The sequence below is a fragment of the Marixanthomonas sp. SCSIO 43207 genome (genome assembly GCF_019904255.1).
Lineage (GTDB): Bacteria > Bacteroidota > Bacteroidia > Flavobacteriales > Flavobacteriaceae > Marixanthomonas.
Window position 1 is genome coordinate 928,581 of the sequence record NZ_CP063203.1, and the last position, 25,782, is coordinate 954,362.

Here is a 25,782-nt window from a genome sequence, read left to right on the forward strand (position 1 = left end):
CGCATAACACGCTATGGCGAAGAAGGAAAAAATAATTGTTGGCATTTCAATTGGAGATTTGAACGGAATAGGAAGCGAAATTGTGCTTAAAACATTTCAAGATGCTAGAATGCTAGAGTTTTGTACCCCTGTGATTTTTGCTTCGGTTAAATTAATGTCATATTTCAAAAAAGTTTATAAACTTGATATAAACCTGCACGGAATAGATTCACTAGACAAGGTTGCGCATAAAAAGATAAACGTATTAAATGTTTGGCAAGAACATGTAGATGTCAACTTCGGAAAAGAGGATAAAAAAATAGGCGAATACGCAATCAAGTCATTAAAATCTGCGGTGTTAGCACTTAAAAAGAAAGAAATTGGCGTATTGGTCACAGCCCCTATAAACAAGTCAAATATTCAATCTGAAGCATTTAACTTTCCCGGTCATACAAATTATCTTGCTCAAGAATTAGAAGGTGATAGTTTAATGTTGATGGTTTCAGACACATTACGAGTGGGCTTGCTCACAGATCATGTAGCTGTAAAAGATGTAGCTAAAAATATCACTTCAGAAGTGATAGAGAAAAAAATAACCACCATCCACAATTCACTTATAAAGGATTTCGGAATACGAAAACCAAAAATTGCAGTGCTTGGTATTAATCCGCATAACGGCGATAACGGTGTAATAGGTAATGAAGACGATACCGTTTTAAAGCCAACCTTAGATGCTATTAGAGAAAAAGATAGATTGGTTTTTGGTCCATACGCTGCAGATAGTTTTTTTGGCTCTGGCAATTACAAAAACTTTGACGCTATAATTGCTTCTTACCATGATCAAGGCTTGGTACCATTTAAAACACTTGCTTTTGGGAAAGGCGTAAATTACACAGCTGGTCTTAATAGAGTTAGAACCTCTCCAGACCACGGTACTGCTTATGATGTTGCAGGAAAAAACGAAGCAAATTATGAGTCTTTTAAAGAAGCCGTTTTTTACGCAATCAAAATTTATAATAAACGAAAGGAGTACAAGAAAATATCAAAAAACCCTTTAAAAACTAATCAAAAAAAATCCTTTTCAAAAAAGAATCAATAAATTAATTTGCTATTCAAATAATTTTTTATCTTTGCACCCGCCTTATCGCTAAGGTGTGAACGAGAAACAGGTGTGATAATGAAGGAATTGAAAGAATTTACCATCCCTTTTATAGGGTTGAAGATAGGCGAACACCGGTTTAATTTTAAAATTGAAAAACCGTTCTTTGAGCATTTTGAGTATGTTGAGTTTAATGATGCGGCCATAAACCTTGAAGTGTTATTGGTTAAAAAAGCAACATTATTAGAGTTCACATTGTTTTTTAACGGAACAGTCAATGTAAATTGTGATGTAAGTAATGAACCATATGATCAACAAATAAATGGAGAGTATAGGTTTGTTGTAAAGTTTGGTGAAGAGACCAATGTAGACGATGAAGACCTATTGGTTTTACCACATGGAAGTCATGAAGTAAATATACAGCAGTTTATTTACGAGTCTATTGTGCTTGCTGTACCGGCAAAAAAAATACATCCCGGTGTAGAAGATGGAACTTTAGAAAACGAAACACTCAAAAAACTTGAAGAATTACGCCCTAAAGGAAATAATAATAACCCCGACGATTCTAAAATAGACCCTCGTTGGGATGAATTAAAAAAACTATTAACGGATAAATAATATAGAGCAATGGCACATCCTAAAAGAAAAATCTCAAAAACTAGAAGAGATAAAAGAAGAACACATTATAAAGCTACTGCCCCTCAAATAGCAACCGATCCTACAACAGGTGAGGCACACTTATATCACAGAGCACACTGGCACGAAGGTAAATTATATTACCGTGGTCAAGTAATTATCGATGCTGCTGAAGAAGTAGAGGCATAAGGTAGTCATACTTAAAACCCATAACTCTCACTAAAGTGGGAGTTTTTTTTGTTTTTTAACATAGCAAACGTTAAAAAGCACTAATTTCACATTACATTTTGATGAATTTTTAGTAATTTTCACTCCTTTTAAAAGGGTTTTGAGCCCTTTTTGTGAATTTAATTCAAATCTATGAACAAAATCACAGCAGCAGTAACCGCTGTAGGTGGCTATGTGCCTGACTACGTCCTTACCAACCAGATACTCGAAACCATGGTTGAAACCAATGACGAATGGATTACAACCCGAACAGGAATTAAAGAACGTAGAATCCTAAAAGACAAAAATAAAGGAACTTCATTCCTTGCAATTAAGGCAGCAGAAGACCTTCTCAAAAAAAGCAATACCGACCCTAAAGACATCGATATGGTGATTATGGCAACAGCCACACCAGATATGCCGGTAGCAGCAACAGGCGTTTACGTAGCCACTCAAATAGGTGCCGTAAACGCTTTTTCATATGATCTAGTCGCAGCCTGCTCTAGTTTTTTATACGGAATGTCAACCGCAGCACGCTATATTGAATCGGGACGATATAAAAAAGTACTTCTTTTAGGCGCTGATAAAATGTCTTCTATAATTGATTATGAAGACCGTACAACTTGTATCATTTTTGGCGATGGAGGAGGAGCCATGCTTTTTGAACCTAATGAAGAAGGGTATGGAGTTCAAGACGAGATTTTAAGAAGTGACGGGATTGGTCGTCAAAGTTTAAAAATAGATGCGGGAGGTTCACTTATGCCAGCAACTTCAGAAACGGTTGCAAACAAACAACATTATGTTTTTCAAGACGGAAAAACAGTTTTCAAATTTGCTGTTTCAAATATGGCAGATGTAAGTGAAAAAATCATGCTTCGTAATAACTTAAAAGGTAACGACGTAGACTGGTTAGTTCCCCATCAAGCCAATAAGCGCATTATTGATGCAACATCAAAACGAATGAACCTGCCTTCAGAAAAAGTAATGATGAACATTCATAAATACGGAAATACAACTTCAGCAACTTTACCTCTGTGTGTTTCAGATTATGAAAAACAATTAAAAAAAGGAGATAATTTAATTTTTGCTTCCTTTGGAGGAGGCTTTACGTGGGGTGCTGTTTATTTAAAATGGGCCTACGATGCAAAATAAAAAAAGAACAAAAGATTAAATCAATTGATATGAAGTTAAAAGAAATTCAAAACTTAATCAAGTTTGTGGCAAAATCCGGTGCCAGTGAAGTAAAACTTGAAACAGGTGACGTTAAAATTACTATTAGAACCGGAACAGAAGATGGTAAAGAAAAAACTACATATATTCAACAAGTGCCAGCTGCAATGCCAGCACAACCTCAACAAGCAGCTCCTCAGGCTCCTGCTCAACCAGCAGAAGCACCAGCAGCTCCCACTGCAGGAAATACAGAAGCTGCAACAGACGAAGAATCAAAATATATTACAGTTAAATCGCCTATTATAGGTACTTTTTATCGAAAACCATCTCCAGATAAACCTGTATTTGTTGAAGTTGGCGATACCGTAAAAGAAGGTGATGTGCTTTGTGTTATTGAAGCAATGAAACTTTTCAACGAAATAGAAAGCGAAGTTTCAGGTAAAATAGTTAAAGTATTGGTAGATGACGCCTCTCCGGTAGAATTTGACCAACCACTTTTCTTAGTAGATCCTTCGTAAATAACCTCTAAAATTTCAAATCGAAATCTGGATTTTTAGAATTTTAGATTTGGAATTTGTTAATTTCAGAAAGTTATGTTTAAAAAAATATTGATTGCCAATAGAGGAGAAATTGCACTTCGTGTAATTAGAACCTGCCGTGAAATGGGAATTAAAACCGTAGCGGTATATAGTAAAGCAGATGAAGAAAGTTTACACGTTCGCTTTGCAGACGAAGCTGTATGTATAGGTCCTGCTCCTAGTAACGAAAGTTATTTAAAAATATCAAATGTAATTTCAGCCGCTGAAATTACAAATGCAGATGCTATTCACCCAGGATATGGGTTTTTATCTGAAAACTCAAAATTCTCAAAAATTTGTGAGGAACACGGTTTTAAATTTATAGGAGCATCGCCCGAAATGATTGACCGAATGGGTAATAAAGCAAGGGCAAAAGCTACAATGAAAGAAGCAGGAGTACCTTGTGTTCCTGGAAGTGATGGTGTGATACCAGACTTTAAGGCGTGTAAAAAAATTGCTCAAGAAACCGGTTACCCTGTGATGCTTAAAGCTAGCGCAGGAGGCGGTGGTAAAGGAATGCGCGCAGTTTGGAAAGAAGAAGACCTTGAAGCCGCGTGGGAATCTGCACGACAAGAAAGTAAAGCAGCTTTTGGAAATGATGATATGTATATGGAAAAGCTTATTGAAGAGCCTCGCCATATTGAAATTCAAATTGTTGGAGATAGCAACGGAAAAGCATGTCACTTAAGTGAGCGAGATTGTTCTATCCAGCGTCGACACCAAAAGCTTACAGAAGAAACTCCAAGCCCGTTTATGACTAAAAAATTACGGGACGAAATGGGTAAAGCTGCCGTGAAAGCTGCAGAATATATTAATTATGAAGGTGCTGGTACCATTGAGTTTTTGGTAGATAAACACCGTAATTTCTACTTTATGGAGATGAATACTCGTATACAAGTAGAGCACCCAATTACTGAAGAAGTAGTAGACTATGACTTGATTCGAGAGCAAATATTAGTTGCTGCCGGTGTACCAATTTCAGGAAAAAACTATTTACCACAACTACACTCTATAGAATGTAGAATTAATGCCGAAGATCCTTACAACAACTTTAGGCCATCACCTGGGAGAATAGACGTCTTGCACGCGCCCGGAGGTCACGGAGTACGTCTAGATACACACGTTTACGCAGGATATACCATTCCGCCTAATTATGACTCTATGATTGCAAAGTTGATAACAACAGCGCAAACCAGAGACGAGGCAATAAACAAAATGAAACGAGCATTAGACGAATTTGTCATTGAAGGAGTAAAAACTACCATACCATTTCACAGACAGTTAATGGACGATCCGGCCTATGTAAGCGGAAAGTACACAACTGCCTTTATGGATACCTTCAAAATGAAAGAACCTGAAGAGGAAGAATAGTATTTAATACTTATAGTTGTTAGAGCACCAAGCTTCAAAAATTAATTTTGGGGTTTGGTGCTTTTTTATGGAAATTTATCAAGTAAAACCAAATCTATGAATACATCTTACTGGGAATATAAATCGTGGTATCAAAACATTGATTTTGCTATAATAGGAAGCGGCTTAGTAGGATTAAATTGTGCGCTTGCTCTTCGGAAAAAACACCCAACAGCCAATATTATCGTTTTTGAAAAAGGCATGTTACCTAGTGGCGCAAGCACCAAAAATGCAGGATTTGCCTGTTTTGGAAGCCTTTCAGAAATTCTTGACGACCTTTCTTCCCATTCAGAAGAAGAAGTACTCAACTTGGTAAAAGAACGCGTAGAAGGACTTCAGTTACTTCGGAAAAACATAGGCGATATACAGCTAGCGTATAAACAACTTGGCGGTTACGAGTTGTTTACAGAACAAGATGAAGCATTGTTTCATGAGTGTAAATCACAATTGAAAACAATTAACAAACTACTAGAGCCTATCTTTAACGAAAATGTATTTTCGGTTACTGATAATGTATTTCAGTTTAAAAAAATTCAAACTAACCTTATTTTTAATCAATTTGAAGGACAAATTGATACGGGACAAATGATGAAGGGCTTGCTTCAAAAAGTCCATAAAGCAAATATTGTTGTATTAAATTGTGCCGAAGTTTCGCAGCTTTCACAGCAAAATGATTCAGTTTCATTTTTGCTTAATAATCAAATTGAGATTTCAGCAAAAAAAGTTTGCGTTGCAACCAATGGTTTTGCCAAACAGCTACTAAATGAACCTGTTCAACCGGCACGCGCTCAGGTATTAATTACAAAGCCTATTAACAATTTACATATAAAAGGCACATTTCATCTAGATAAAGGATATTATTATTTCAGAAATATTAATAACCGAATTTTATTTGGCGGTGGCAGAAATCTTGATTTTAAAGGTGAAGAAACCACCGAAATAGCAACAACAGAGCAAATTCAAAAAAAATTAGAACAACTATTACAAACCACAATTTTACCTGAAACTACTTTTGAAATTGATAAACGATGGAGTGGCATTATGGGAGTAGGAAACCAAAAAAAACCTATCATCAAACAGTTAGCGCCATCGATATTTTGTGGTGTGCGTCTGGGCGGAATGGGCGTTGCCATAGGGAGTGCTGTTGGTAATAAATTGGCTAACTTAACAAGTAGATGAAACGTTTTTTCAAGTTTATATGTAAAACAATTTTGTGGTTTATAGTAATCACAGTTTTATGGGTTGTGGCATACAAGTTTGTTCCTGTTCCGTACACACCCTTAATGGCAATTCGTGCGTATAATGCAGATGAAGGCTATGAAACAAAACACGATTGGGTGGCAATAGAATCTATTTCAGAAAACTTACAATTAGCTGTTATTTGTTCTGAAGATCAAAACTTTATGAATCATAATGGCTTTGATTATGAAGCTATTGAAAAAGCATATAAAAAAAATAAACAAGGAAAAAAACTACGAGGCGCCAGTACTATCTCACAGCAAACGGCTAAAAATGTATTTTTATGGCCCAACCGAAGCTGGTTAAGAAAAGGGATGGAAGTTTATTTTACCTTTTTGATTGAAACCTTGTGGAGTAAAGAGCGTATTGTAGAAGTCTATTTAAATAGCATTGAGATGGGTAACGGAGTTTATGGTGCCGAAGCAGCTTCTCAATATTGGTTTAAAAAGTCGGCCAAAAATCTTTCTCAATACGAAGCTGCTGCTATTGCTGCTATATTGCCTAATCCTAGAAACTATAAGGCTTCACCGGCTTCAGCATATATTGAAAAAAGAAAAGCTTGGATAGTACAACAAATGCGTTATTATGGTACTTTTACGTTGCAAGAAACTAGTGAAAAATGACAGTAAAAGAATTAAAAACAGAATTGCTAAAACACTGCACAGACGTAGTTGAAAAACGTTTCAGTAAAATAAAACAAACCATTGCCGATATAGAAGAATCATTAACTGAAGAATCAAAAAGTACAGCAGGGGACAAACATGAAACGGGCCGCGCTATGTTGCAAATTGACCGTGAAAATGCTGGCAAACAACTACAAGAGGTAGAAAAATTACAACAGTTAATACGAAAAATAGACATTAACTCAAAAGCAGACTATGCCCGTTTAGGAAGCTTGGTTTACACCAATCAAGCTACGTATTTTATTAGTATTTCTATTGGTGCAGTTACTGTAGGAAAATCAACCTACCTTTGTGTAGCCTTCAACTCACCTATAGGTCAATTACTTTCCGGAAAGAAAAAAGGAGATACATTCACATTTAATAATAAACCCTTCACAATAAAGAGTGTGTCTTAAAATCGTTAAACTATGAAAAAGCCAGATTAATGGCAGTCTTGTCAATAATTGCTTACTTTTGAAATAACTGAAAAGATAATTATGACTGAAAAACCAAAATTTGCCGTTTTTGGCGGTGGAAGCTGGGCAACTGCAATTGTAAAAATGTTGTGCGAAAACCTGGACGAAGTAGGTTGGTATATGCGTAGTGTATATGCACTTGAGCATATTAAAAAAGAAGATCATAACCCTAATTATTTAAGTTCTGTAGAGTTTAAAGTATCACAACTTAAGTTGAGCAATAATATTAATGAAATGATTGAATATGCAAACTATCTTATTTTTGTTATTCCATCTGCATTTGTAGAAAGCGAACTTAAAAAAGTGACTACCTCTCTTGAAAATAAAGTGGTTTTTTCAGCTATTAAAGGTATTGTTCCTGAAACTAGCTTAATTGTTGGAGATCACTTCAACACACATTATAATGTACCATTCAATAACATTGGTGTGATTTCAGGGCCTTGTCATGCAGAAGAAGTAGCTCTAGAACGCCTTTCATACCTTACGATTGCTTGTGCCGATGAAGAAAAAGCAAAAACAGTATCAAAACATCTAAGTAGTGATTATATAAAATGTACCACCAGTGATGATGTAATGGGAACCGAATATGCTGCGATGCTAAAAAACATCTATGCAATTGCCGCCGGAATTGCTCACGGATTGGGGTATGGTGATAATTTTCAGAGCGTATTGATGAGCAACGCAATACGAGAGATGAAAAAGTATGTAAAGAAAGTACATAAAATGAAACGAAACATAAATGATTCTGCTTATTTGGGCGATCTATTGGTGACAGGATATTCCATTTTCAGTAGGAATAGAATGTTTGGAAACATGATAGGAAAAGGATATACTGTAAAAAGTGCACAAATGGAAATGAGTATGGTTGCTGAAGGCTATTATGCTACAAAAAGTGCATACAATTTGAACCAAGCAAAAGGTAAAAAGAAAGCCAAAACACCCATTATAAATGCTGTGTATGATATTTTATATGAAGGAAAAGACCCTAAAAAGGTATTTATAAAACTAACAGATAAGCTAGACTAATTATCTTGCTAAAACTCCTTTTTTTGACATCACCGGAAGCGCTACCTCATTGTCCTCAATAGCAGAATTAGCAGGTAATTCAAAGCGTTTGTCGTATAATTTTCCGTTTAAAAAATAGGTGATAGTAAAGAAGTTATTTACTTTCAAAACATTTTCTTCCAAAAATTCAATCTTGGCGTATCCCTTTGCGGGTAATTGTGCAATTGTCTTTCGCATAGGAGCGGTCATTTTTTCACTATCATACCCTTGTGAAACGATGATAACCGTCTCTAGCGGCTCAGCATTATCATTAATAATATAAGCGTTCCAATCAGTTACATTAAAGTCTTTATTAAACTCTTGTACTGCTGCAACGTATACGTTTTTTACTTTGGGGATATCAATGTCTTTACGCATATTAATCTTCTGTTTTCTTTTTCCAAGTAATCCACAAGCCTATAAGTGCCAATGCAAAAATGATTAAAAAGATGCTTCCCACTACAATTTTTATTGCAGCGATCACAAAGGTTAAATAGGCCACCAACAAAAGTGCAACTATTAAAAAGCCAACAATTATATACTTTTTCATTTGTTTGTATTTAATAATTTAAACCCAAAAAAAGGTGACTGACTTAGTTTTAGCCTTTATCAGAGACTACAAAACGCTTTTAAATTGATCTAAGAAGCGTATATCGTTTTCACTTAACATGCGAATATCAGGAATTTGATGTAACAATAAAGCAATACGGTCAATTCCCATACCAAATGCAAAACCAGAATATACTTCTGAATCAATTCCACAGTTTTCCAAAACGTTTGGGTCTACCATTCCGCAGCCCATAATTTCTAGCCAACCGGTTCCTTTTGTCATTTTGTAATCTGTTTCTGTCTCTAAGCCCCAATATACATCAACTTCGGCGCTAGGTTCAGTAAACGGAAAGTAGGAAGGACGCAATCGTATTTTTGATTTGCCAAATAATTCTGTGGTAAAATATTGAAGCGTTTGCTTTAAGTCTGCAAAACTTACTCCTTTATCTACATATAACCCTTCAACTTGATGAAAAAAACAGTGTGAGCGTGCCGAAATAGCTTCATTTCTATATACCCGACCCGGCGAAATAGTGCGTATGGGTGGTTTGTTATTTTCCATATACCTAACTTGAACAGTCGAAGTATGCGTACGCAACATAATATCTGGATCTGTTTGCACGAAGAAAGTATCTTGCATATCACGTGCGGGATGGTATTCGGGTAAGTTTAAAGCGGTAAAATTGTGCCAATCGTCTTCAATTTCTGGACCTTCAGAAACATTAAACCCAATGCGAGAAAAAATTTCAGTAATCTTATTTTTAACAATAGAAATAGGATGTCTTGAGCCCAACTCAACCGGCTCTCCGGGACGAGAAAGGTCTCCATACATGCCTTTTACTTCTTCCTTTGCTTCAAGATTTGCTTTTAAAGTATCTACTTTTTCTTGAGCAGCATTCTTTAAGGTGTTGATGGTCTGGCCAAATTCCTTTTTTTGTTCATTAGGAACGTTTTTAAATTCAGCAAAAAAATCATTCAGCAACCCTTTTTTACCAAGATACTTTATTCTGAAACTTTCAACATCTTCTTTTGAGCTTGCAGTAAAAGCTTCAACTTGCGCAATATGTTCTTTAATTTTTTCTAGCATACCAAATTCTTGTGAAGGGCAAAATTACATAAATTATTTGCTATTCAATTACTTCCTTTTCTAAGAAATAATGTACTATAGCTTCTTTCATTAACACACTTTGTTCACCGGCTTTTAAAGGAGGTAGTTGCTCTAGTATTTTATAATGTGGCCATCCTTGATCATCAAAGTATTCAAACTCATAATAACCAAAAGGCTCTAATAACCTGCAAATGGCAATATGCATGAGGTTTATTTTGTCATCCTTTTTAAAGCGCCTGTGTAGTTGACCTAGTTCTTGTACGCCAATTAAATAGATAATCCCGTCAAGGTCAAGTTTTTCGCCATCTGCAAACCGATTACTTAACAGTGTAACCAGTGTTTCCCAATGCTGTTTTAATTGTTCGTCTCGTGCCATAATTATACTGCACAAAGATACATTTTTAATACACCAACCGGCAATAGTACTCTTTAAAAGAAACATCTTGACAGCGATACAACTAAGAAATATTATATTTACTGTAAAATAACGTTTATGGTTACAATCGATATTGTTCTAGGTGTAATTTTACTCATTGCAGGTTATCTCGGGTTTAAAAAAGGGCTGTTTGTAACACTTGCTTCTTTAATTGGTCTTGTAGCCGGAGTATATGGCGCCATTTATTTTTCACATTATGCTGCCGATTTTCTCACTCAACGTTTTAACTGGAGCACACAAACAACAAACTTAGCTGCTTTTGCTATTACTTTTTTAATAATTGTTTTTGTAATTTCTTTAGCTGGAAAGCTTTTAACAAAGATTGCAGATTTTGCTGCCCTAGGTATTATTAATAAGTTATTAGGTGCTGTTTTTAGTGTAGTGAAATATGCTTTTATAGTAAGTGTAGTGTTTATGCTTGTAAATGCTTCTGAAAATTATACTATAGTTTCTGAAGAACAACGAAACGAATCTATTTTATACAAGCCCGTTGCATCTCTAGCTCCATTAGTTTTACCTCATATTTTACAAGAGGTTGATGAGTTGAGAGATGAAGACGAATTAATAAAAGAACCCCAACCGGAAACACAAGAAAAGCGTATTGACACAACTACAATGTAAGAAAATAAAAAAGCCCCGCTATGAGCAGGGCTTTTAATTATAAGTCAATTTTTCTGTTATCGATCTAATGCAAGTTCTTTTTTAATATCTCTTTTAAAGAACTCTGCATAACTTTCAGGGTTTTTCTCTATACCACGCTCAGAGGTTAAAGTAACGTCGATATTTCTATCTTTTGCTTTAATTCTAAAGTCATCAAACACTTCAATAACGTCGTTGTCTAAAAAGCGCGTTTTGGTAGTATCTAGTTCCAAATGAGAATTAGGTTCAATTCTATCCAACTCTTTAATTATGGCACCTTTGTTTATAAAAGTAACTTCTTCTGCTAAAGTCATTTTTACAACTTTATTACCATTGGTTTCCTCGTTACGAATGTGTAAAAAGTGGCTGTTTTGGTAATTTTTAATCAATACCACAACAATACCTACTGCAAGTCCAAGGCTTATACCTATAAGAAGATCGCCAAAAACAATCCCCGTTACAGTGATAAAGAATGGCACATATTGTTTCCATCCTTTTTGTACCATTTCTTTAAATAAAGAAGGCTTGGCCAGCTTATATCCTACTAAGAATAAGATAGCAGCCAATACCGAAAGAGGTATTAAATTAAGTACTGTTGGAATAAGAATAACCGAAATTAATAATAAGAATCCGTGTATAATTGCAGAAGCCTTAGTCTTACCTCCAGATTGAATATTTGCCGAACTTCTTACAATAACCTGAGTTATAGGAAGACCACCAATTAAACCAGACAAAACATTTCCGGTACCTTGAGCAAAAAGCTCACGGTTGGTAGGGGTCGTTCTTTTTTTAGGATCTAATTTGTCTGTTGCTTCAACACACAGTAGTGTTTCCAAACTTGCAACAAGTGCAATAGTAAAGGCAGTTACCCAAATTTGAGGATTGCCTATAACACTAAAATTAGGAAATGTAAATTGTCCTAAAAAAGAATCGATATCATCTGGTACAGGAACTGCTACCAAATGTTCTTTTGATATAGCAAGACTTTCTGAATTTTGAGTCAATAAGAAAAAAACAATACCTGCTGCAACAGCAACTAACGGACCTTGGATTAACTTAAAGATTTTATATTTCTTACTCAAATAGGCTTCCCAAAGAACAAGAATTGCCATACCAATAAAGGCAATCAATGTTGCTCCTGGGCTAATATTTCCTATAATATTCCCAATTGCTGAAAAGGTGTTCTCTCCGTCCATTTGAAGAAAACTCCAATCACCTTCAGGGTTTGCATCATACCCAAAGAAATATGGTATTTGTTTTAAAATGATAATAATACCAATTCCTGTAAGCATTCCTTTAATAACAGAATTTGGGAAATAATAGCCAATTACTCCGGCTTTTAAGACACCAAATAAAATCTGGATGGCACCACCCAAAACAACAGCTACTAAGAAGTTCTCATAGCTTCCAAGTGTAGCAAGCGCTGCCAATACAATAGCAGCTAGTCCTGCTGCAGGACCACTTACACCTAAACTTGAACCACTAATGGCACCTACAACGATACCACCAATAATCCCTGCGATTAATCCCGAAAAAAGAGGCGCGCCACTTGCCAAAGCAATACCCAAACACAATGGAATTGCGACAAAAAACACCACTATAGAAGCAGGAAAATCACTTTTAAAATTTTTAAACATATTTTAAGTTTTAATTTTTTTTACTTGTTTTAATTATAAAATGTCACGTTTCCTGTAGATACGTCATACATAGCACCAACAATTTTTATACTTCCATCATTTTCCATTTCAGATAAAAGTGGGCTTTGTTTACGTAAATTATCTAGTGTGTGGTGTACATTGGTTTTTGACACTTCGTTTACAAACTCAATATTACTTGAGTTACGAAGCGACTCATCTGTTGGTTCTTTTACAGCTGCAACAGCAGGTTTAATTTTTGACACTAGGCTTGTAATGTTACCTAGTTCTACATTATCACAAGCTCCTTTTACAGCTCCGCAAGAGGTGTGTCCAAGAACCAAAACTAGTTTTGAACCAGCTACTTTACATCCATACTCGATGCTTCCTATAATATCTTCATCAACAATGTTTCCTGCTACACGAGCACTAAAAACATCACCAATACCTTGATCAAAAACAATTTCTGCAGGAACACGAGAATCGATACAGCTCAATATAACTGCAAATGGATACTGTCCTCCTTGTGTGTCTTTTACTTGTTCTAGTAAGTTACGATCTGCTTTTGAGTTTTTTGTAAAGCGTTTATTTCCTTCTTTTAATATTTCTAATGCTTTATCTGGAGTTAAACTTGCTTGGGTTTCTTTAGTTTGTGCTTTCATTATACTTTTAATTATAAGTTTATAAACGTATTGCATCACTATGTTACATAGCAATGTATAAATTGATTATATATAAGATTGTTTGGGAAAGTTTTTCCCAAAAAAGTTTGTTCTAAGTTATGAGTTGATCCCTTCAGGAGGAGGTGATAGGGTATCGTAGTAAATAGGTTTCCAAAATTTTAAATAAGGAGACTGAACTTGTTTTTTAAGAAGCAATCCTAAATAAAAATCTGGAATCAAGTTATTTTCTGAAGAATTATCATGTTTTGGTCCTACTTTAAAACAGTCTGTATTTTCTTCTTCATTCATAGAAAAATATGAAGTCATATTAACATCACCGTCTGCTAAATGAACCGCTGCAGGCGTTAATAAGAATGTAGTGAAAATTAATAAAAAGAAAATACTCTTTAACCTCAACATGTAAATTTTAGGGATTACAAAAATAGTTTATTTATCATAATTCTCTGTTAACTATTTATTAAATCTATAATTGTTTAAAATCATTAAAAGGTATCCAGCCGTCTTTACCATCTGCCAATCGTATTCTGGCCCAATCATCGTCTTCATCTATAATTTGCACCTTAGTGCCTTCATGAATTTCAAAAGCAGATGTGCTGCCCATATTAGGTTCACTTTTTACCTCAGTAGTTTCTGCAAAAATAATAGCAGGTCTATTTTGAGTAAAGTCTGAATAGGTTTGAAACGCCATAACTAAGGTACCAATGCATAGCAATGCAAATACTATAGATGATGTAAAATAGAATCGTTTTTTTGTTTCGGAAGCTGAAAACCAATACAGTAAAAAAAGTATTACAAACAAGAACACACAAATTACAGATATAATTGCCCAGCCATTATATGTGAATATTGTTGCAATAGTAGCATACCACCTAGAAAAAAAGGTTTTAGGCAAGGGCTCTATTACATCAATTCGAGCATTTTCGGCAAAAGCAAGATTGGTTTTTATATCACTGTCATTGGGAGCTAATTGAAGTGCTTTTTCATAGTAGTAAATACTAGGACCTACATTATTAAGCTTATAGTGCGCATTACCTAAATTAAAATAAAGCGCAGCAGATTCTTCTCCATTATCTATAACTTTTTTCCAGTTTGTAACGGCATTGCTGAAGGCTCCTTTTTTATAATTTTCAATACCTTGTTCAAAAAGGGCATCACTTTGAGCAAAACCCACAATAGAACCAAAAAGCAAACAAACTGTCAGTAACTTTTTCATCATCCTGGATATTGAATTTGTTTATCTATTTCTGAAATTACCGTAACGGCTTTTTCATAATCTTCTTTTATAGCTACGCTTGACGTTGGTGTGTAGCGTGCAAACTCACAACTTTTTAATAAGTCTATAAAACTAGTTACCGTACTTGATTGTACATTACGCTCAGAAAGTAAACTGGCAATACGTTCTTTACTAAAATCTGAAGTTTCAATATTTAATTTAGCTTTTAAGTAGTTGTGTAATGCTCTCTCTAGTGATTCATAAAAAACAGCTTTATTAGTCATTTGTTTTTTTGCTTCACTAAGATATTTTTTTGCAAGCTTGTTTGCTCTACGTACTTTATTTCCTTGTACATCTGCCAATCGCTCACGGCGTTTTTTTCCTGCCAAAATAAACAACGGAATTAATAACAAAGGAGCGCCTATCAATGACCAAAACAAGGTTGATTTAAAGAAAGAAGTACCAGCAATAGGTTGTAAGTTGGCATCAAGCTTTATGTATTTAAATTGATCCTTGTCTAGTACTACTTCTTTTTTTTCTGTTGTTTCTTTGTTGGCAGAAGCAGTAACCGGACCGTTTTCAACATCAATAATTATCTCATTTGAAGAGAGCGTTTTATACGTTTCAGTCTTAGGGTCAAAATAGGAAAAGGTAAGAGGCCTTATGGGATAATTGCCTTTAAACTGAGGCACTACGGTATATTTTTCGGTAACCGAACCATTCATTCCGCTTCTGGTGGTACGTACTTTTTCTGAACGTTCCGGCTCATACACCTCTAATGAATTAGGTAAGGTAACGTTTGGTAATTCAAATAACTTTAAATTTCCGTTTCCTGAAATACTTGTAGTCAATTCAAAAGATTCATTAGCATCAAGTGTGTTTTTATTTACGGAAACATTAAAGTCAAAATCACCAACAGCACCCGCAAAATCATCAGGCTTTCCTTCGGCCGGTAGGGGCTTTACATTGATAGACCTTTTTCCTGCAGAAATGGTTTTGTTAACTCGTGTGGTAACTCTTCTCCCAAAGAAATCACGACGGTTTGTAGGTACATCAATAGGCACATCTAGTGTTAAGGGTTCAATGTCTAGCTTTCCTGTTTTTTGAGGATATAGAACTGTGGTTCTTAATATAACATACCGGTAGTTTTCACCTTGGTATTGACCTTCATATACTTTAAAATTACCTTGATTATCTATATTCTGACTCCAAAAGTCTGCAAATTTTGGTGTGTCAATTTCACGCCAACTACTAGTTATACTTACATCATGCGAGACATATAATTTGTAAACCACGCTTATTGCTTGGTTTAAATATGGGTTGTTGTTTGATACCTCAGCAACAAGGTGTACTTTTTCACTAGCAACATAATCGGCATTATTTCCGTCTTTGGGTTGTGATACAGCAGATGTTACTTGCACTTGAATAGGTAAACTTTTGTAGGTTTCACCATCTATTTCAATGGTTGCTTGACCTATAGTAAACTTACCTTGCGATTGAGGTGCTAAAAAGTAGGAGTATGTTTTACTGTAGCTGCGTTTTCCATTAATGTATGAGTTGCTAATAGATTGATTTGGGCCGCCTACAACTCGAAATCCATTAAAATCTGGAGGATTAAAGTTGTCACCATCTTTATTCATCTCAAAATCTATACGTAAACGCTCATTGATTCCAAGTCTCTTTTTACTTACTTTGGCGTCAAAGGTGACTTGTGCAAAACCACTCGCACTACAAAATATAAAAATCAATATGTAAAGAATAGCTTTCGGTTTCATGTTACCAATCTTTATTTGACTTTATTTTAGCGCCTTTTTGTTTTTCGGCATTCATTTTATCTTGAACCTTTTTCTCCTCATTATTCATAGCTTCTAGTAAGCTTTTAACTTGCTGTGGTGAAAGCTGTCCCGGAACAGGTTGTTTTTGTTGTTGTTGAGGTTGATCACCTTTATTTTTTTTCTCGTCTTGCTTATCGGGGTTTCCTTTATCCTTTTTATCGTCTCCTTCTTGTTTATCCTCTTTCTCGTTGCCTTTATCATCATTTTGTTTATCATCACCTTTATCACCCTCATCATTTTGATTATCTTGGTTTTGTTGATCTTGCTTGTCCTTTTGATCTTTATTGTCGTCGTTTTTATCTTTGTTATCATCATCCCCACCATCATTTTTAGGAGGATTTTTTTCAAGCATATCTTTTGCAAGAGCTAGATTATAACGAGTTTCATCGTCGGTTGGGTTGTTACGTAAAGCATTTTTATATGCTTCAACAGCTTCTTGATATTTTTTTTCGTTCATAAAAACATTTCCTAGGTTGTGAAACGCTTTATGCTTTTCTTTTTTTGAAGTGGCTACAGATGCTGCTTGTTTATATCTAAGTTTTGCTTCATTAATTTTGTTTTTATTGTAATATGCATTTCCTAGATTGTATTTAGGGATTTCACTACCGGGATTTAAGGACATCGCTTTACGATAATCTGCTTCGGCAATAGGAAAGTTGTCTTTTTGAAGCTCCATACCGGCATTGCTCATCAGCTCTTTTGCTTGACGTTGTTCCTTTTTCTGAAGTTTTGTTAGCTCATCATTATTTGATTGTGATAAACCTTGATGAGAAACACCTATCAATAACATCAAAATGAAAAGTCTTGTAATCAGTTTTATTTTTGAATTTTCTATTTTCATGATTCTCCCTCATTAAATAAGTTTAACCTTTTAACCCAAGCTGTCTTCCGTTCAAGGAAAAACACATCTAGTATCAGCAAAAATAATGCCCCGCCTAAAAACCACTGAAATTGATCTTTAAAATCGGTAAATTGTTTTGCTTCAAACTCTTTTTTGTCCATTCCGTTAAGGATAGCTGTCACTGTGTCAACTACTTCCTTGGTATTGCTGCCATCTATATACGTTCCATTGGCCTCATCTGCGATTTGCTCGAGAGTTTCTTGACCTAGCCGAGTGATAACTTGTTCATTGTTTTCATCACGTTTATAATATTGAAGAATGCCATTTTGTTTGATAGGAATAGGGCCGCCTTGTAAGGTGCCTACACCAATTGTATAAATTTTAATTCCTTTTCTAGCTGCTTCTTCGGCAATCTGGGCTACATTACCTTCGTGGTCTTCACCATCTGAAATAATAAATAGCACTCTGTTGGTTTGCTCTTCATCATTATAATACGTTTCTGCCATTTGTATGGCTTCATTGATAGCAGTTCCTTGAGATGAAACCATATCGGTGCTCATACCGTTTAAAAACAACTTTGTAGATGAAAAGTCTGTCGTAATAGGAACTTGCGGGAAAGCGCTTCCTGCGTAGCCTATGATGCCAATTCTGTCTCCTGCCAAGCTGTTAATGATTTGCGTGACTAATTGCTTTGCTTTTTCTAATCGGTTAGGAGCTATGTCTTCTGCCAACATACTCTTTGAAACATCTAATGCAAAAACCACATCAACACCTTCACGTTTTACAGTTTCAAGCTTGGTTCCAATTTTTGGGTTCACCAGAGCAAAACTCATACACGCTATAGCCAGACAAACAACCAAAACTTTTAAAACCGACTTGAACACAGACTGATTGGGACTTAACTTTTTAAGCAACTGTGAATCTGCAAATTTCTTTTGCGTGTGTTTTTTCCACGCCAACACCAATAGGAAAAGCACCACCACTGCCGGAATGGCGAATAGTACATAAAAATAAACTGGTTGTTCTAATTGGTACATAATCAATACTTACCTAAATAAGAGTTGTTACTTATTATTTATTACTTCATTTAACTATACAAAACTTCTAAACACAGTATATCGTAGCAAGAGTTCAATACCCAATAATACTAATGCAAGAAATACCAATGGACGAAATATTTCTTCATAGTTTGTGTATTTAAATTCTTCAATATCTGTTTTTTCAAGTTTGTTTATTTCATCATAAATTTCATTTAGCTTTGTAGTGCTTGTTGCTCTAAAATATTGTCCGCCGGTAGTTTGCGCAATTTCTTTGAGTAGCTCTTCATCAATCTCTACTTGAATATTTCCATATTGAAAACTCCCGTCTCTACGCAAACCAATGGGAGACATCGCGAGACCATTGGTTCCTAAGCCAATAGTATACACTTTTATGCCAAATTCTATTGCCAATTCACTTGCAATTTTTGGGTCAATAAAACCGCTATTATTTACACCGTCTGTTAATAATATAATTACTTTACTTTTTGCCCTACTTTCTTTTAACCTATTTACGGCTGTTCCTAATCCCATTCCAATGGCAGTTCCTCCTTCAATAACCGTATTATACTTCATGTTTTTTAAAGACGATAATACAACTGTTTTGTCACTGGTTAACGGTGTTTTTGTAAAACTTTCACCGGCATATTCAACAAGGCCTATTCGGTCATTGGGACGGGCTTGAATAAATCGTGCCGCAACAGTTTTTAATGCTTCTAACCGGTTGGGTTTTAAGTCGCGAGCCAACATACTTGCCGAAACATCAATAGCCATTACAATATCAATACCTTTTGTGGTTTTGATTCGGGTAGATTCATCAACTGTTCTGGGTCTTGCTAGGGCCACAATAATTGAGGCTAAGGCTAGTAACCGTAATACAAATAATATTGGTTTCAGTTTTGCTAGCCAATTTTTACCTGTTTTAAATCCTTTTAAACTTGAAATTTTTAAGGTAGCTGTTTGTTTATTGCGTTTCCATAGGTACCATATGGTTAGTACCGGTAGCAGTAGTAGCAACCAGAAAAGAGTAGGGTTTACAAATTCAAAATTTTCAAACATTATTTTTCTGAAATTTCAAGTTCTACTGAATTTATAATTCGATCTTTTACATCTTCGGCATAGCGACCATCATCTTCTTGATACACTACTAAAACTTGCTGTACACCACCTTTTTGGGCAAATAAAAGCAATTCATAACTGCTTGAATTTTTTAACACCTTATTATCTGAAACTTGTACATTAAACTTTCCGTAGGCTTTTAATCCTGTGATACCTTTTTGTGTTTCGAAGCTTTCTCGTTTAACAAGCAAGTTTTTAGCACCTCTTTTTTCAAGATTGGTTAAAGCATCATCCATTAACCCTTCTAAGTCGGTATTTGCTTGGCCTTGCAGTTGAGGTTGTTCCTTGTATACGGTAGTATTTACCCAAACGTATAAAGGATCTGTTAATTCACCTTCTGTAAAAACACTGGCACTTTCTACCCTCATGCTATTAGACTCCGGAACTTCAATATCTGTTCGTATTAATACTTCAGGAGTTTCAATAATAACGGCAGGGTTGCCATATTCACTTTTTATCCAGCGGCTCTCAGCCAATTCTCTTATTTCATTTCCTAGAACAGTGTCTTTAAGATTTGTAAAGCCTTTTAAACTTCCATAAATAACACCCGCTAAAATTAACCCAACAAGTACCGCAACACCACCAAGCGCCCATTTTTTTCTTTGGCGTTTTTTGCGTTGTGCTTCTAGATATTCGGCATTTTGCTGTAACTCTTCTTCGGTAGGTTCTGGGATGACCTCTTTGGTTTCATTGATGATTTCTTCAATGGTTTTTCGGTCTGATGATGCTTGACCTTCTGCTTGGTACATTTTTGCAAATTTTACCAAATCGGCTCTTTTCAAAATTGCATCAAGCCTACGGATGGTTTCGCTGCTGAATTCAAAATTACCAGAATCCTTATGTAATTGCAATCGAGCAATAAGCTCGTCACTCGTACTTTCTAGTGCCGTATCATCTACTTCACGATCTAAATAGCGTTTCACAATTTCGGTTAATTGTGAATAGTATTCTTTTGGTTTGTTTTCTTTTAAATATGTTGAATTATCGAGCGTGTGTAATGCTGTTATCGCCTCTTCATATGGCGGCAACTGTTCTTCTTTTGCGTCTTTTAATTTTTTTCTTCGGAATAAAATATAACCTACAATCAGCAAAACCAATACAATAGGAATTAGCCAAAAAAGTAATTTTTTAAAATTGAAAGGAGGTTTGTCAACTTCAATAGCCGGTTTTATGTCAAACATTTTTTGTTTGGTCGTATCAACCGGAACATCACGAACTTCAACTATAACCGAATCTGTGCCAAAGGTTTTATTGCCAATTATAACTTTTTGTTGTGGTATCGTGTAGGTGCCTGAGTCAAACTGTGTAAGGCCGTATTTTTTTATCAAGCGATATGTTGCTTGCTCATACGTGGTGTCAATTTTATAAGATTCTATAACTTCCAAAGGCAAAAAAGTTTGCCCTTCAGGAAAAGTAACCACATCTGTTGAGTCTGCTTCAACTTGAATGCTATATTTTATCTCTTCACCTATTTTTATAGATGTTGAATCTACAGATGAGGTTACTTGAGCAGTACCCAAAAAAGCAGAAAGAGAAAAAAGAAAAGCGAGCAATAGTGTTTGCGACTTCATTCTTAAAAATAAAAAAGTAATATGTTTACTATACTGCTTCATTATATTTATGCTCGGTGTTTAAAATAACCTAATAATTTTTTTACGTAGCTTTCATCAACACGGCAGCTTAAAGCACCGGCACCACTCTTGGTAAATGCATCTTGAAAATACGCAACACGCTCTTTGTAGTAAATGAAATAGTTATTTCTTACAGCTTTTGAATTTGTATTTACTAATAAAAGCTCACCGGTTTCAGCGTCTTGCATTTGTACCATGCCTAGGTTTGGTATTTCTTCTTCACGTTTATCATAGACCCTTATACCCGTGACATCGTGCTTTTTGGCAACAATTTTAAGAGTATCTTTATATTCATCTGCAATAAAATCTGAAAGCACAAAAACAATGGCCTTCTTTTTCATCACATTGGTTAAATATTTTAAAGCTTGAGAAAGATTGGTTTTTTTACTGCTAGGCTGAAACTCTAAAAGTTCTCTAATAATACGTAGTACGTGCGATTTACCTTTTTTAGGCGGAATAAAAAGCTCAATTTCATCTGAAAAAAGAATCAATCCTATTTTATCATTGTTTTGAAGGGCTGAAAATGCAAGGGTTGCGGCAATTTCAGTAATGATTTCATTTTTAAATTGTGAATCGGTTCCAAAAAACTCTGAACCACTTATATCTGCCACTAGCATTAATGTGAGTTCTCGTTCTTCTTCAAACACTTTTACAAAAGGCTCATTATAACGAGCGGTAACATTCCAATCAATACTGCGCACATCATCGCCAAATTGATATTGACGCACCTCACTAAAGGTCATACCTCGTCCTTTAAATGTACTATGATATTCGCCGCCAAACACGTGGTCACTTAACCGGCGTGTTTTGATTTCGATTTTGCGTACTTTTTTAAGAAGTTCTTTTGTATTCACGAGGTTTCAGTTTAAATAAATCAGGTTTCAGGTTGGTTAACTTGCAACGCGTAAATTTAAACCATTACGGCACTTCAATTACATTGATAATTTTATTGATAATCTCTTCCGAAGTAATATTTTCAGCTTCAGCTTCATAAGTTACACCAATACGATGACGCAGCACATCGTGAACTACAGCTCGCACATCTTCTGGAATTACGTAACCACGTTGTTTAATAAACGCATAACATTTTGAAGCAACTGCCAAGTTAATACTACCACGAGGTGAAGCACCAAAACCAATAAGAGGCTTTAAGTCTGATAGTTTATAATTTTCAGGATTTCTGGTAGCAAAAATAATATCTAGAATATACTGCTCAATTTTTTCATCCATATAGACTTCTCTAACGGCTTGTTGAGCGCGTAAAATTTGATCAATTGTAACAACTTGATTTACCTTTTCATAAGCGCCTTTTAAGTTTTGACGAATGATGAGTTGCTCTTCGGCAATTTTTGGATAATCAATAACAGTTTTTAGCATAAAACGGTCTACCTGTGCTTCTGGCAATGGGTAAGTTCCTTCTTGTTCAATAGGGTTTTGGGTTGCCATTACCAAAAACGGCTTGTCTAGCGCAAATGTTTCTTCTCCAATAGTAACTTGCTTTTCTTGCATGGCTTCTAGTAAAGCAGATTGTACCTTGGCAGGTGCTCTATTTATCTCATCTGCTAAAACAAAATTTGCAAAAATAGGACCCTTTTTAATACTGAAGTCATTCACCTTCATATTATAAATCATGGTTCCTATTACATCTGCAGGAAGTAAATCTGGAGTAAATTGTATACGGCTAAAGGTACCGTGAACAGCTTTTGAAAGTGTGTTAATAGCCAGAGTTTTTGCAAGACCAGGAACACCTTCAAGTAAAATATGTCCTTGACCTAGTAACCCGATAAGCAACCGTTCAACCATGTGTTTTTGGCCTACGATTACTTTGTTCATTTCCATGGAAAGGATATTCACAAATGCACTTTCCTTTTCAATTTTTTCATTTAATGCGCCAATATCCAAGGCAGTATCTGATTGATCCATGCTTTAAAATTTCAATATAGTAGATTCATTTTTACAACCACGCAAATTCAAGATTTATTGCTAGAAACGCTGTTAACAAAGGGTTAAAAATTTGCACTTAATAGACGAACAAAAAAAAGCACTGTTTCTTAAAGTTAAGTTACAGTGCTGTTAAAGTGTTTTAAAATAATGTATTAGTTTGAGGCTACAGTAATTGTTCCAAGTGCGGTAACTTCACCAATTTTTACGGTAACGTCTTCAAATACTTGTTCTGGATTATTGTTCTCCTCTGTTTTAATCTTTACAGTATACGTTCCTTCAGAAAATCCAGTGATAAAAAATTCGCCAACGTCATTTGTAGTTCCTGTAATTTTTTCTTCAGAATTTGACGCTACAATTGATATTTCAGAATTAGGAGCAATTACACTTCCCATAATAGCACCGTCGGTTTTTTCAGTTTCCGAATTCTTTTCAGAAACAGCTTGAGAAGTTTCAGAGTCGTTAGAACCATTATCGCCGTTAAAAACTGTATTGTTACTACTACAACTTACAAATAAGATAATTGCGGTTAATAATGTGATTGATTTTATATAAGATTTCATAGTTTATTTGTTTTGGTTACCACTAAACTACACAGACAAAAGACCATAAAAGAAGTAATTAACAATCATTAACTTGACAATTAACCGGATCTTAACTTTAATAAAAGCAATAGATGTTCTATTTTTAATGAAAACAAAATGATGAACACCAAAACTGCTTTAATTACTGGAGCTACCTCTGGTATAGGTCGCGCAATTGCTGAAAAATTTGCACATAATCAAGTTCGGTTAATTCTCTGCGGAAGAAGACAAAATCGTTTAGATTTACTTCAAGAAGAGCTGTCAAAACACACTCAAGTACATACTTTAAATTTTGACGTTAGAGAAAAAGCACATGTTCAGGATACAATCCATAATCTACCAAAGTCCTTTTCAACTATTGATATATTAATCAATAACGCCGGTAACGCCCACGGAAAAGACTCCATTGAAAACGGCAATACCGATGATTGGGATGCAATGATTGACATAAACGTTAAAGGCTTATTGTATGTAAGCAAAGCTGTTTTACCCCAGATGATTAAAAGACAATCGGGTCACATCATTAATATTGGCTCAACTGCCGGGAAAGAAGTATATCCTTCGGGTAATGTATACTGCGCAAGTAAACATGCTGTAGACGCTATAAATGAAGGAATGCGGTTAGACCTTAACGGAAAAGGTATAAAAGTGGGTGCTATTAATCCGGGTTTGGTAGAAACTGAATTTAGCGAAGTACGATTTAAAGGTGATACTGAAAAAGCCGACAAGGTTTATCAAGGATACACGCCATTACAGCCAGAAGACATTGCAGATATAGTTTGGTTTGCGGTAACAAGACCTCCTCACGTAAATATTTCAGATTTAACAGTTATGTGCCTTGATCAAGCCTCAAGTACCATTGTAAATAAAAATTAAACCTAGGTATAAACTGGATATGATTAACAAACGACTTCTTATCAAAAACTTACTCGCACATAACGATGAGAGCAGTTTTTATGATAAAAAGCGAAAAATAGATCTAGGCAGCAAAGAAGGTAAAGCAAAATTTTTAAAACATATCTGTGCACTGAGCAACAGCAACCCAAAAAACAATTCGTTCATTGTAGTTGGCGTTGAAGATGAAACCAATGAAATACGCGGCGTTGATTTTTTTGATGACAGCAAACTTCAAAACTTGGTAAATGCATATTTAACCAATCCTCCTTTAATAAGCTATGAAAATGTAATGTTTCCACATTTACCGGCAGATAAGGTTGTTGGGTTGGTTACCATTAGACCAACAGGCGAAATAACGTCACTTCGTAAAAATATATGGAAGTACTGGGGCGGTAGCATATTTCTACGTGACGGCAGTATATCTATGCCCAAAGATTTTGATATTGAAATAAAAGATGTCAATTCTGAAATTGTAAAATCCATAGAAAATCGAGCAAAAAACAACATACAGCATACGCTAGATGGTGTGATTGACTTTATGAACAATCGTCACGATGAGATGGAGTCACACTATAAAGTATTTAAAGAACAATTTGTTGTCTGTTGGGCCGGAAACACAAAACATATCAAGGACGAAACCTATTACTCACGAGTAGATATTGAATTGATTAATGAACAAGTAAAACTGTTTTATTCAGCCTTAGATGAGGTTACAATTGAAGTAACAGAAAATTATTTTAAAACACTAGAATATGTAAGTCTTGGGTTAAACAATAACCAAAAATATTATCCATTAGAAGAAGTAGTGATTACTTTTAAAGAAAATGGTTCGTATCAAATAGATTCAAAAATGGTTTTTGAACCGCCACGTTTCAACAAAAAGACCTTGCATCATATTTACAATGCCAATAATGCTATTGTAAAAAAACTGAAAAAAAATGCGCGTTTAACCCCTTCAGAAGAAAAAGACTTACAAAACCTTCCTGAAACCTATTTAATCTGTTATTTAAATGATTTTAAAAATGCTAAAGAAAAATTGCTAGACGCAAAACCTTATTTAAAACAAGTAAATGGAATTGTTTACAAAGCGTATAAAGAATCTATACGCATTTTACGAAAGGTGCGGTATAATTAA

The 25,782-nt window shown here is 35.1% G+C and carries 29 protein-coding genes; 13 read left to right on the forward strand and 16 right to left on the reverse strand.

The window, feature by feature from the left end:
• Positions 1-13: 13 nt before the first annotated feature.
• The 10 genes from pdxA to INR76_RS04280 all read left to right on the forward strand — a co-directional run bounded on the left by pdxA (position 14) and on the right by INR76_RS04280 (position 8,482).
• Positions 14-1,078 (forward strand): 4-hydroxythreonine-4-phosphate dehydrogenase PdxA, encoded by a 1,065-nt coding sequence (gene pdxA / locus INR76_RS04235; RefSeq protein WP_223109415.1) that lies wholly within the window; start codon positions 14-16, stop codon positions 1,076-1,078.
• 78 nt (positions 1,079-1,156) lie between these two features.
• A complete protein-coding gene (locus INR76_RS04240) occupies positions 1,157-1,696 on the forward strand; it encodes a DUF177 domain-containing protein (protein ID WP_223109416.1) in 540 nt (179 codons plus the stop codon).
• Positions 1,697-1,705: 9 nt separating this feature from the next.
• A complete protein-coding gene (gene rpmF / locus INR76_RS04245) occupies positions 1,706-1,903 on the forward strand; it encodes a 50S ribosomal protein L32 (RefSeq protein ID WP_223109417.1) in 198 nt (65 codons plus the stop codon).
• Positions 1,904-2,074: 171 nt separating this feature from the next.
• The gene (locus INR76_RS04250; RefSeq protein ID WP_223109418.1) at positions 2,075-3,073 is read left to right on the forward strand and encodes a beta-ketoacyl-ACP synthase III; all 999 of its coding nucleotides are present in this window, start codon (positions 2,075-2,077) and stop codon (positions 3,071-3,073) included.
• A gap of 29 nt (positions 3,074-3,102) precedes the next feature.
• Entirely contained in the window at positions 3,103-3,609 is a 507-nt protein-coding gene (gene accB, locus INR76_RS04255) for an acetyl-CoA carboxylase biotin carboxyl carrier protein (RefSeq protein ID WP_223109419.1), read from the forward strand.
• Between the two features lie 75 nt (positions 3,610-3,684).
• Entirely contained in the window at positions 3,685-5,040 is a 1,356-nt protein-coding gene (gene accC / locus INR76_RS04260) for an acetyl-CoA carboxylase biotin carboxylase subunit (protein ID WP_223109420.1), read from the forward strand.
• Positions 5,041-5,136: 96 nt separating this feature from the next.
• Positions 5,137-6,258 (forward strand): FAD-binding oxidoreductase, encoded by a 1,122-nt coding sequence (locus INR76_RS04265; protein WP_223109421.1) that lies wholly within the window; start codon positions 5,137-5,139, stop codon positions 6,256-6,258.
• A complete protein-coding gene (mtgA, locus tag INR76_RS04270) occupies positions 6,255-6,941 on the forward strand; it encodes a monofunctional biosynthetic peptidoglycan transglycosylase (RefSeq protein ID WP_223109422.1) in 687 nt (228 codons plus the stop codon). The genes INR76_RS04265 and mtgA overlap by 4 nt, the downstream gene beginning before the upstream one ends.
• On the forward strand, positions 6,938-7,396 hold the full coding sequence (locus INR76_RS04275) for a GreA/GreB family elongation factor (RefSeq protein ID WP_223109423.1): 459 nt from the start codon (positions 6,938-6,940) through the stop codon (positions 7,394-7,396). The genes mtgA and INR76_RS04275 overlap by 4 nt, the downstream gene beginning before the upstream one ends.
• Before the next feature lie 81 nt (positions 7,397-7,477).
• Positions 7,478-8,482, forward strand: coding sequence for an NAD(P)H-dependent glycerol-3-phosphate dehydrogenase (locus INR76_RS04280; protein ID WP_223109424.1), 1,005 nt, complete (start codon positions 7,478-7,480; stop codon positions 8,480-8,482).
• On the opposite strand, the gene INR76_RS04285 is transcribed toward INR76_RS04280, so the two are convergent.
• From INR76_RS04285 to INR76_RS04300, 4 genes are all read right to left on the reverse strand, one after another.
• The gene (locus tag INR76_RS04285) at positions 8,483-8,878 is read right to left on the reverse strand and encodes a hypothetical protein (RefSeq protein WP_223109425.1); all 396 of its coding nucleotides are present in this window, start codon (positions 8,876-8,878) and stop codon (positions 8,483-8,485) included.
• Position 8,879: 1 nt separating this feature from the next.
• Positions 8,880-9,050 carry a hypothetical protein gene (locus INR76_RS04290; protein WP_223109426.1) on the reverse strand — a complete coding sequence of 57 codons (171 nt, stop codon included), beginning with the start codon at positions 9,048-9,050 and terminating at the stop codon, positions 8,880-8,882.
• 66 nt (positions 9,051-9,116) lie between these two features.
• Positions 9,117-10,136 carry a phenylalanine--tRNA ligase subunit alpha gene (gene pheS / locus INR76_RS04295; protein WP_223109427.1) on the reverse strand — a complete coding sequence of 340 codons (1,020 nt, stop codon included), beginning with the start codon at positions 10,134-10,136 and terminating at the stop codon, positions 9,117-9,119.
• A gap of 40 nt (positions 10,137-10,176) precedes the next feature.
• On the reverse strand, positions 10,177-10,533 hold the full coding sequence (locus INR76_RS04300; RefSeq protein WP_223109428.1) for a hypothetical protein: 357 nt from the start codon (positions 10,531-10,533) through the stop codon (positions 10,177-10,179).
• Between the two features lie 117 nt (positions 10,534-10,650).
• Between INR76_RS04300 and INR76_RS04305 the strand changes: the two genes are divergently transcribed.
• Positions 10,651-11,214, forward strand: a complete 564-nt coding sequence (locus INR76_RS04305) for a CvpA family protein (protein WP_223109429.1) — start codon at positions 10,651-10,653, stop codon at positions 11,212-11,214.
• 56 nt (positions 11,215-11,270) lie between these two features.
• Here the strand turns inward: INR76_RS04305 and INR76_RS04310 are convergent, their stop codons facing one another.
• The 12 genes from INR76_RS04310 to INR76_RS04365 form a co-directional block, all read right to left on the reverse strand.
• Positions 11,271-12,869, reverse strand: coding sequence for a SulP family inorganic anion transporter (locus tag INR76_RS04310; RefSeq protein WP_223109430.1), 1,599 nt, complete (start codon positions 12,867-12,869; stop codon positions 11,271-11,273).
• A 29-nt stretch (positions 12,870-12,898) separates the two neighbouring features.
• On the reverse strand, positions 12,899-13,528 hold the full coding sequence (locus INR76_RS04315) for a carbonic anhydrase family protein (protein ID WP_223109431.1): 630 nt from the start codon (positions 13,526-13,528) through the stop codon (positions 12,899-12,901).
• A gap of 117 nt (positions 13,529-13,645) precedes the next feature.
• A complete protein-coding gene (locus INR76_RS04320; protein WP_223109432.1) occupies positions 13,646-13,948 on the reverse strand; it encodes a hypothetical protein in 303 nt (100 codons plus the stop codon).
• Positions 13,949-14,012: 64 nt separating this feature from the next.
• Positions 14,013-14,762: a tetratricopeptide repeat protein gene (locus INR76_RS04325; protein ID WP_223109433.1), complete on the reverse strand. Its 750-nt coding sequence runs from the start codon at positions 14,760-14,762 to the stop codon at positions 14,013-14,015.
• A complete protein-coding gene (locus INR76_RS04330) occupies positions 14,762-16,537 on the reverse strand; it encodes a BatD family protein (RefSeq protein WP_223109434.1) in 1,776 nt (591 codons plus the stop codon). The genes INR76_RS04325 and INR76_RS04330 overlap by 1 nt, the downstream gene beginning before the upstream one ends.
• Before the next feature lies 1 nt (position 16,538).
• On the reverse strand, positions 16,539-17,438 hold the full coding sequence (locus INR76_RS04335; protein WP_255592815.1) for a tetratricopeptide repeat protein: 900 nt from the start codon (positions 17,436-17,438) through the stop codon (positions 16,539-16,541).
• Complete coding sequence (locus tag INR76_RS04340) at positions 17,435-18,475, reverse strand: VWA domain-containing protein (RefSeq protein ID WP_223109435.1); 1,041 nt, start codon at positions 18,473-18,475, stop codon at positions 17,435-17,437. Before INR76_RS04340 ends, INR76_RS04335 begins: the two co-directional genes overlap by 4 nt.
• A gap of 54 nt (positions 18,476-18,529) precedes the next feature.
• Positions 18,530-19,534: a VWA domain-containing protein gene (locus INR76_RS04345; RefSeq protein WP_223109436.1), complete on the reverse strand. Its 1,005-nt coding sequence runs from the start codon at positions 19,532-19,534 to the stop codon at positions 18,530-18,532.
• A complete protein-coding gene (locus INR76_RS04350) occupies positions 19,534-21,165 on the reverse strand; it encodes a DUF4381 family protein (RefSeq protein ID WP_223109437.1) in 1,632 nt (543 codons plus the stop codon). The genes INR76_RS04345 and INR76_RS04350 overlap by 1 nt, the downstream gene beginning before the upstream one ends.
• A 47-nt stretch (positions 21,166-21,212) precedes the next feature.
• Positions 21,213-22,079, reverse strand: a complete 867-nt coding sequence (locus INR76_RS04355; protein ID WP_223109438.1) for a DUF58 domain-containing protein — start codon at positions 22,077-22,079, stop codon at positions 21,213-21,215.
• Positions 22,080-22,143: 64 nt separating this feature from the next.
• A complete protein-coding gene (locus INR76_RS04360; RefSeq protein WP_223109439.1) occupies positions 22,144-23,148 on the reverse strand; it encodes a MoxR family ATPase in 1,005 nt (334 codons plus the stop codon).
• 173 nt (positions 23,149-23,321) lie between these two features.
• Positions 23,322-23,729: a hypothetical protein gene (locus INR76_RS04365; RefSeq protein WP_223109440.1), complete on the reverse strand. Its 408-nt coding sequence runs from the start codon at positions 23,727-23,729 to the stop codon at positions 23,322-23,324.
• Positions 23,730-23,870: 141 nt separating this feature from the next.
• On the opposite strand from INR76_RS04365, the gene INR76_RS04370 reads away from it, so the two are divergent.
• A complete protein-coding gene (locus INR76_RS04370; RefSeq protein ID WP_223109964.1) occupies positions 23,871-24,626 on the forward strand; it encodes an SDR family NAD(P)-dependent oxidoreductase in 756 nt (251 codons plus the stop codon).
• 19 nt (positions 24,627-24,645) lie between these two features.
• Complete coding sequence (locus INR76_RS04375; protein WP_223109441.1) at positions 24,646-25,782, forward strand: ATP-binding protein; 1,137 nt, start codon at positions 24,646-24,648, stop codon at positions 25,780-25,782.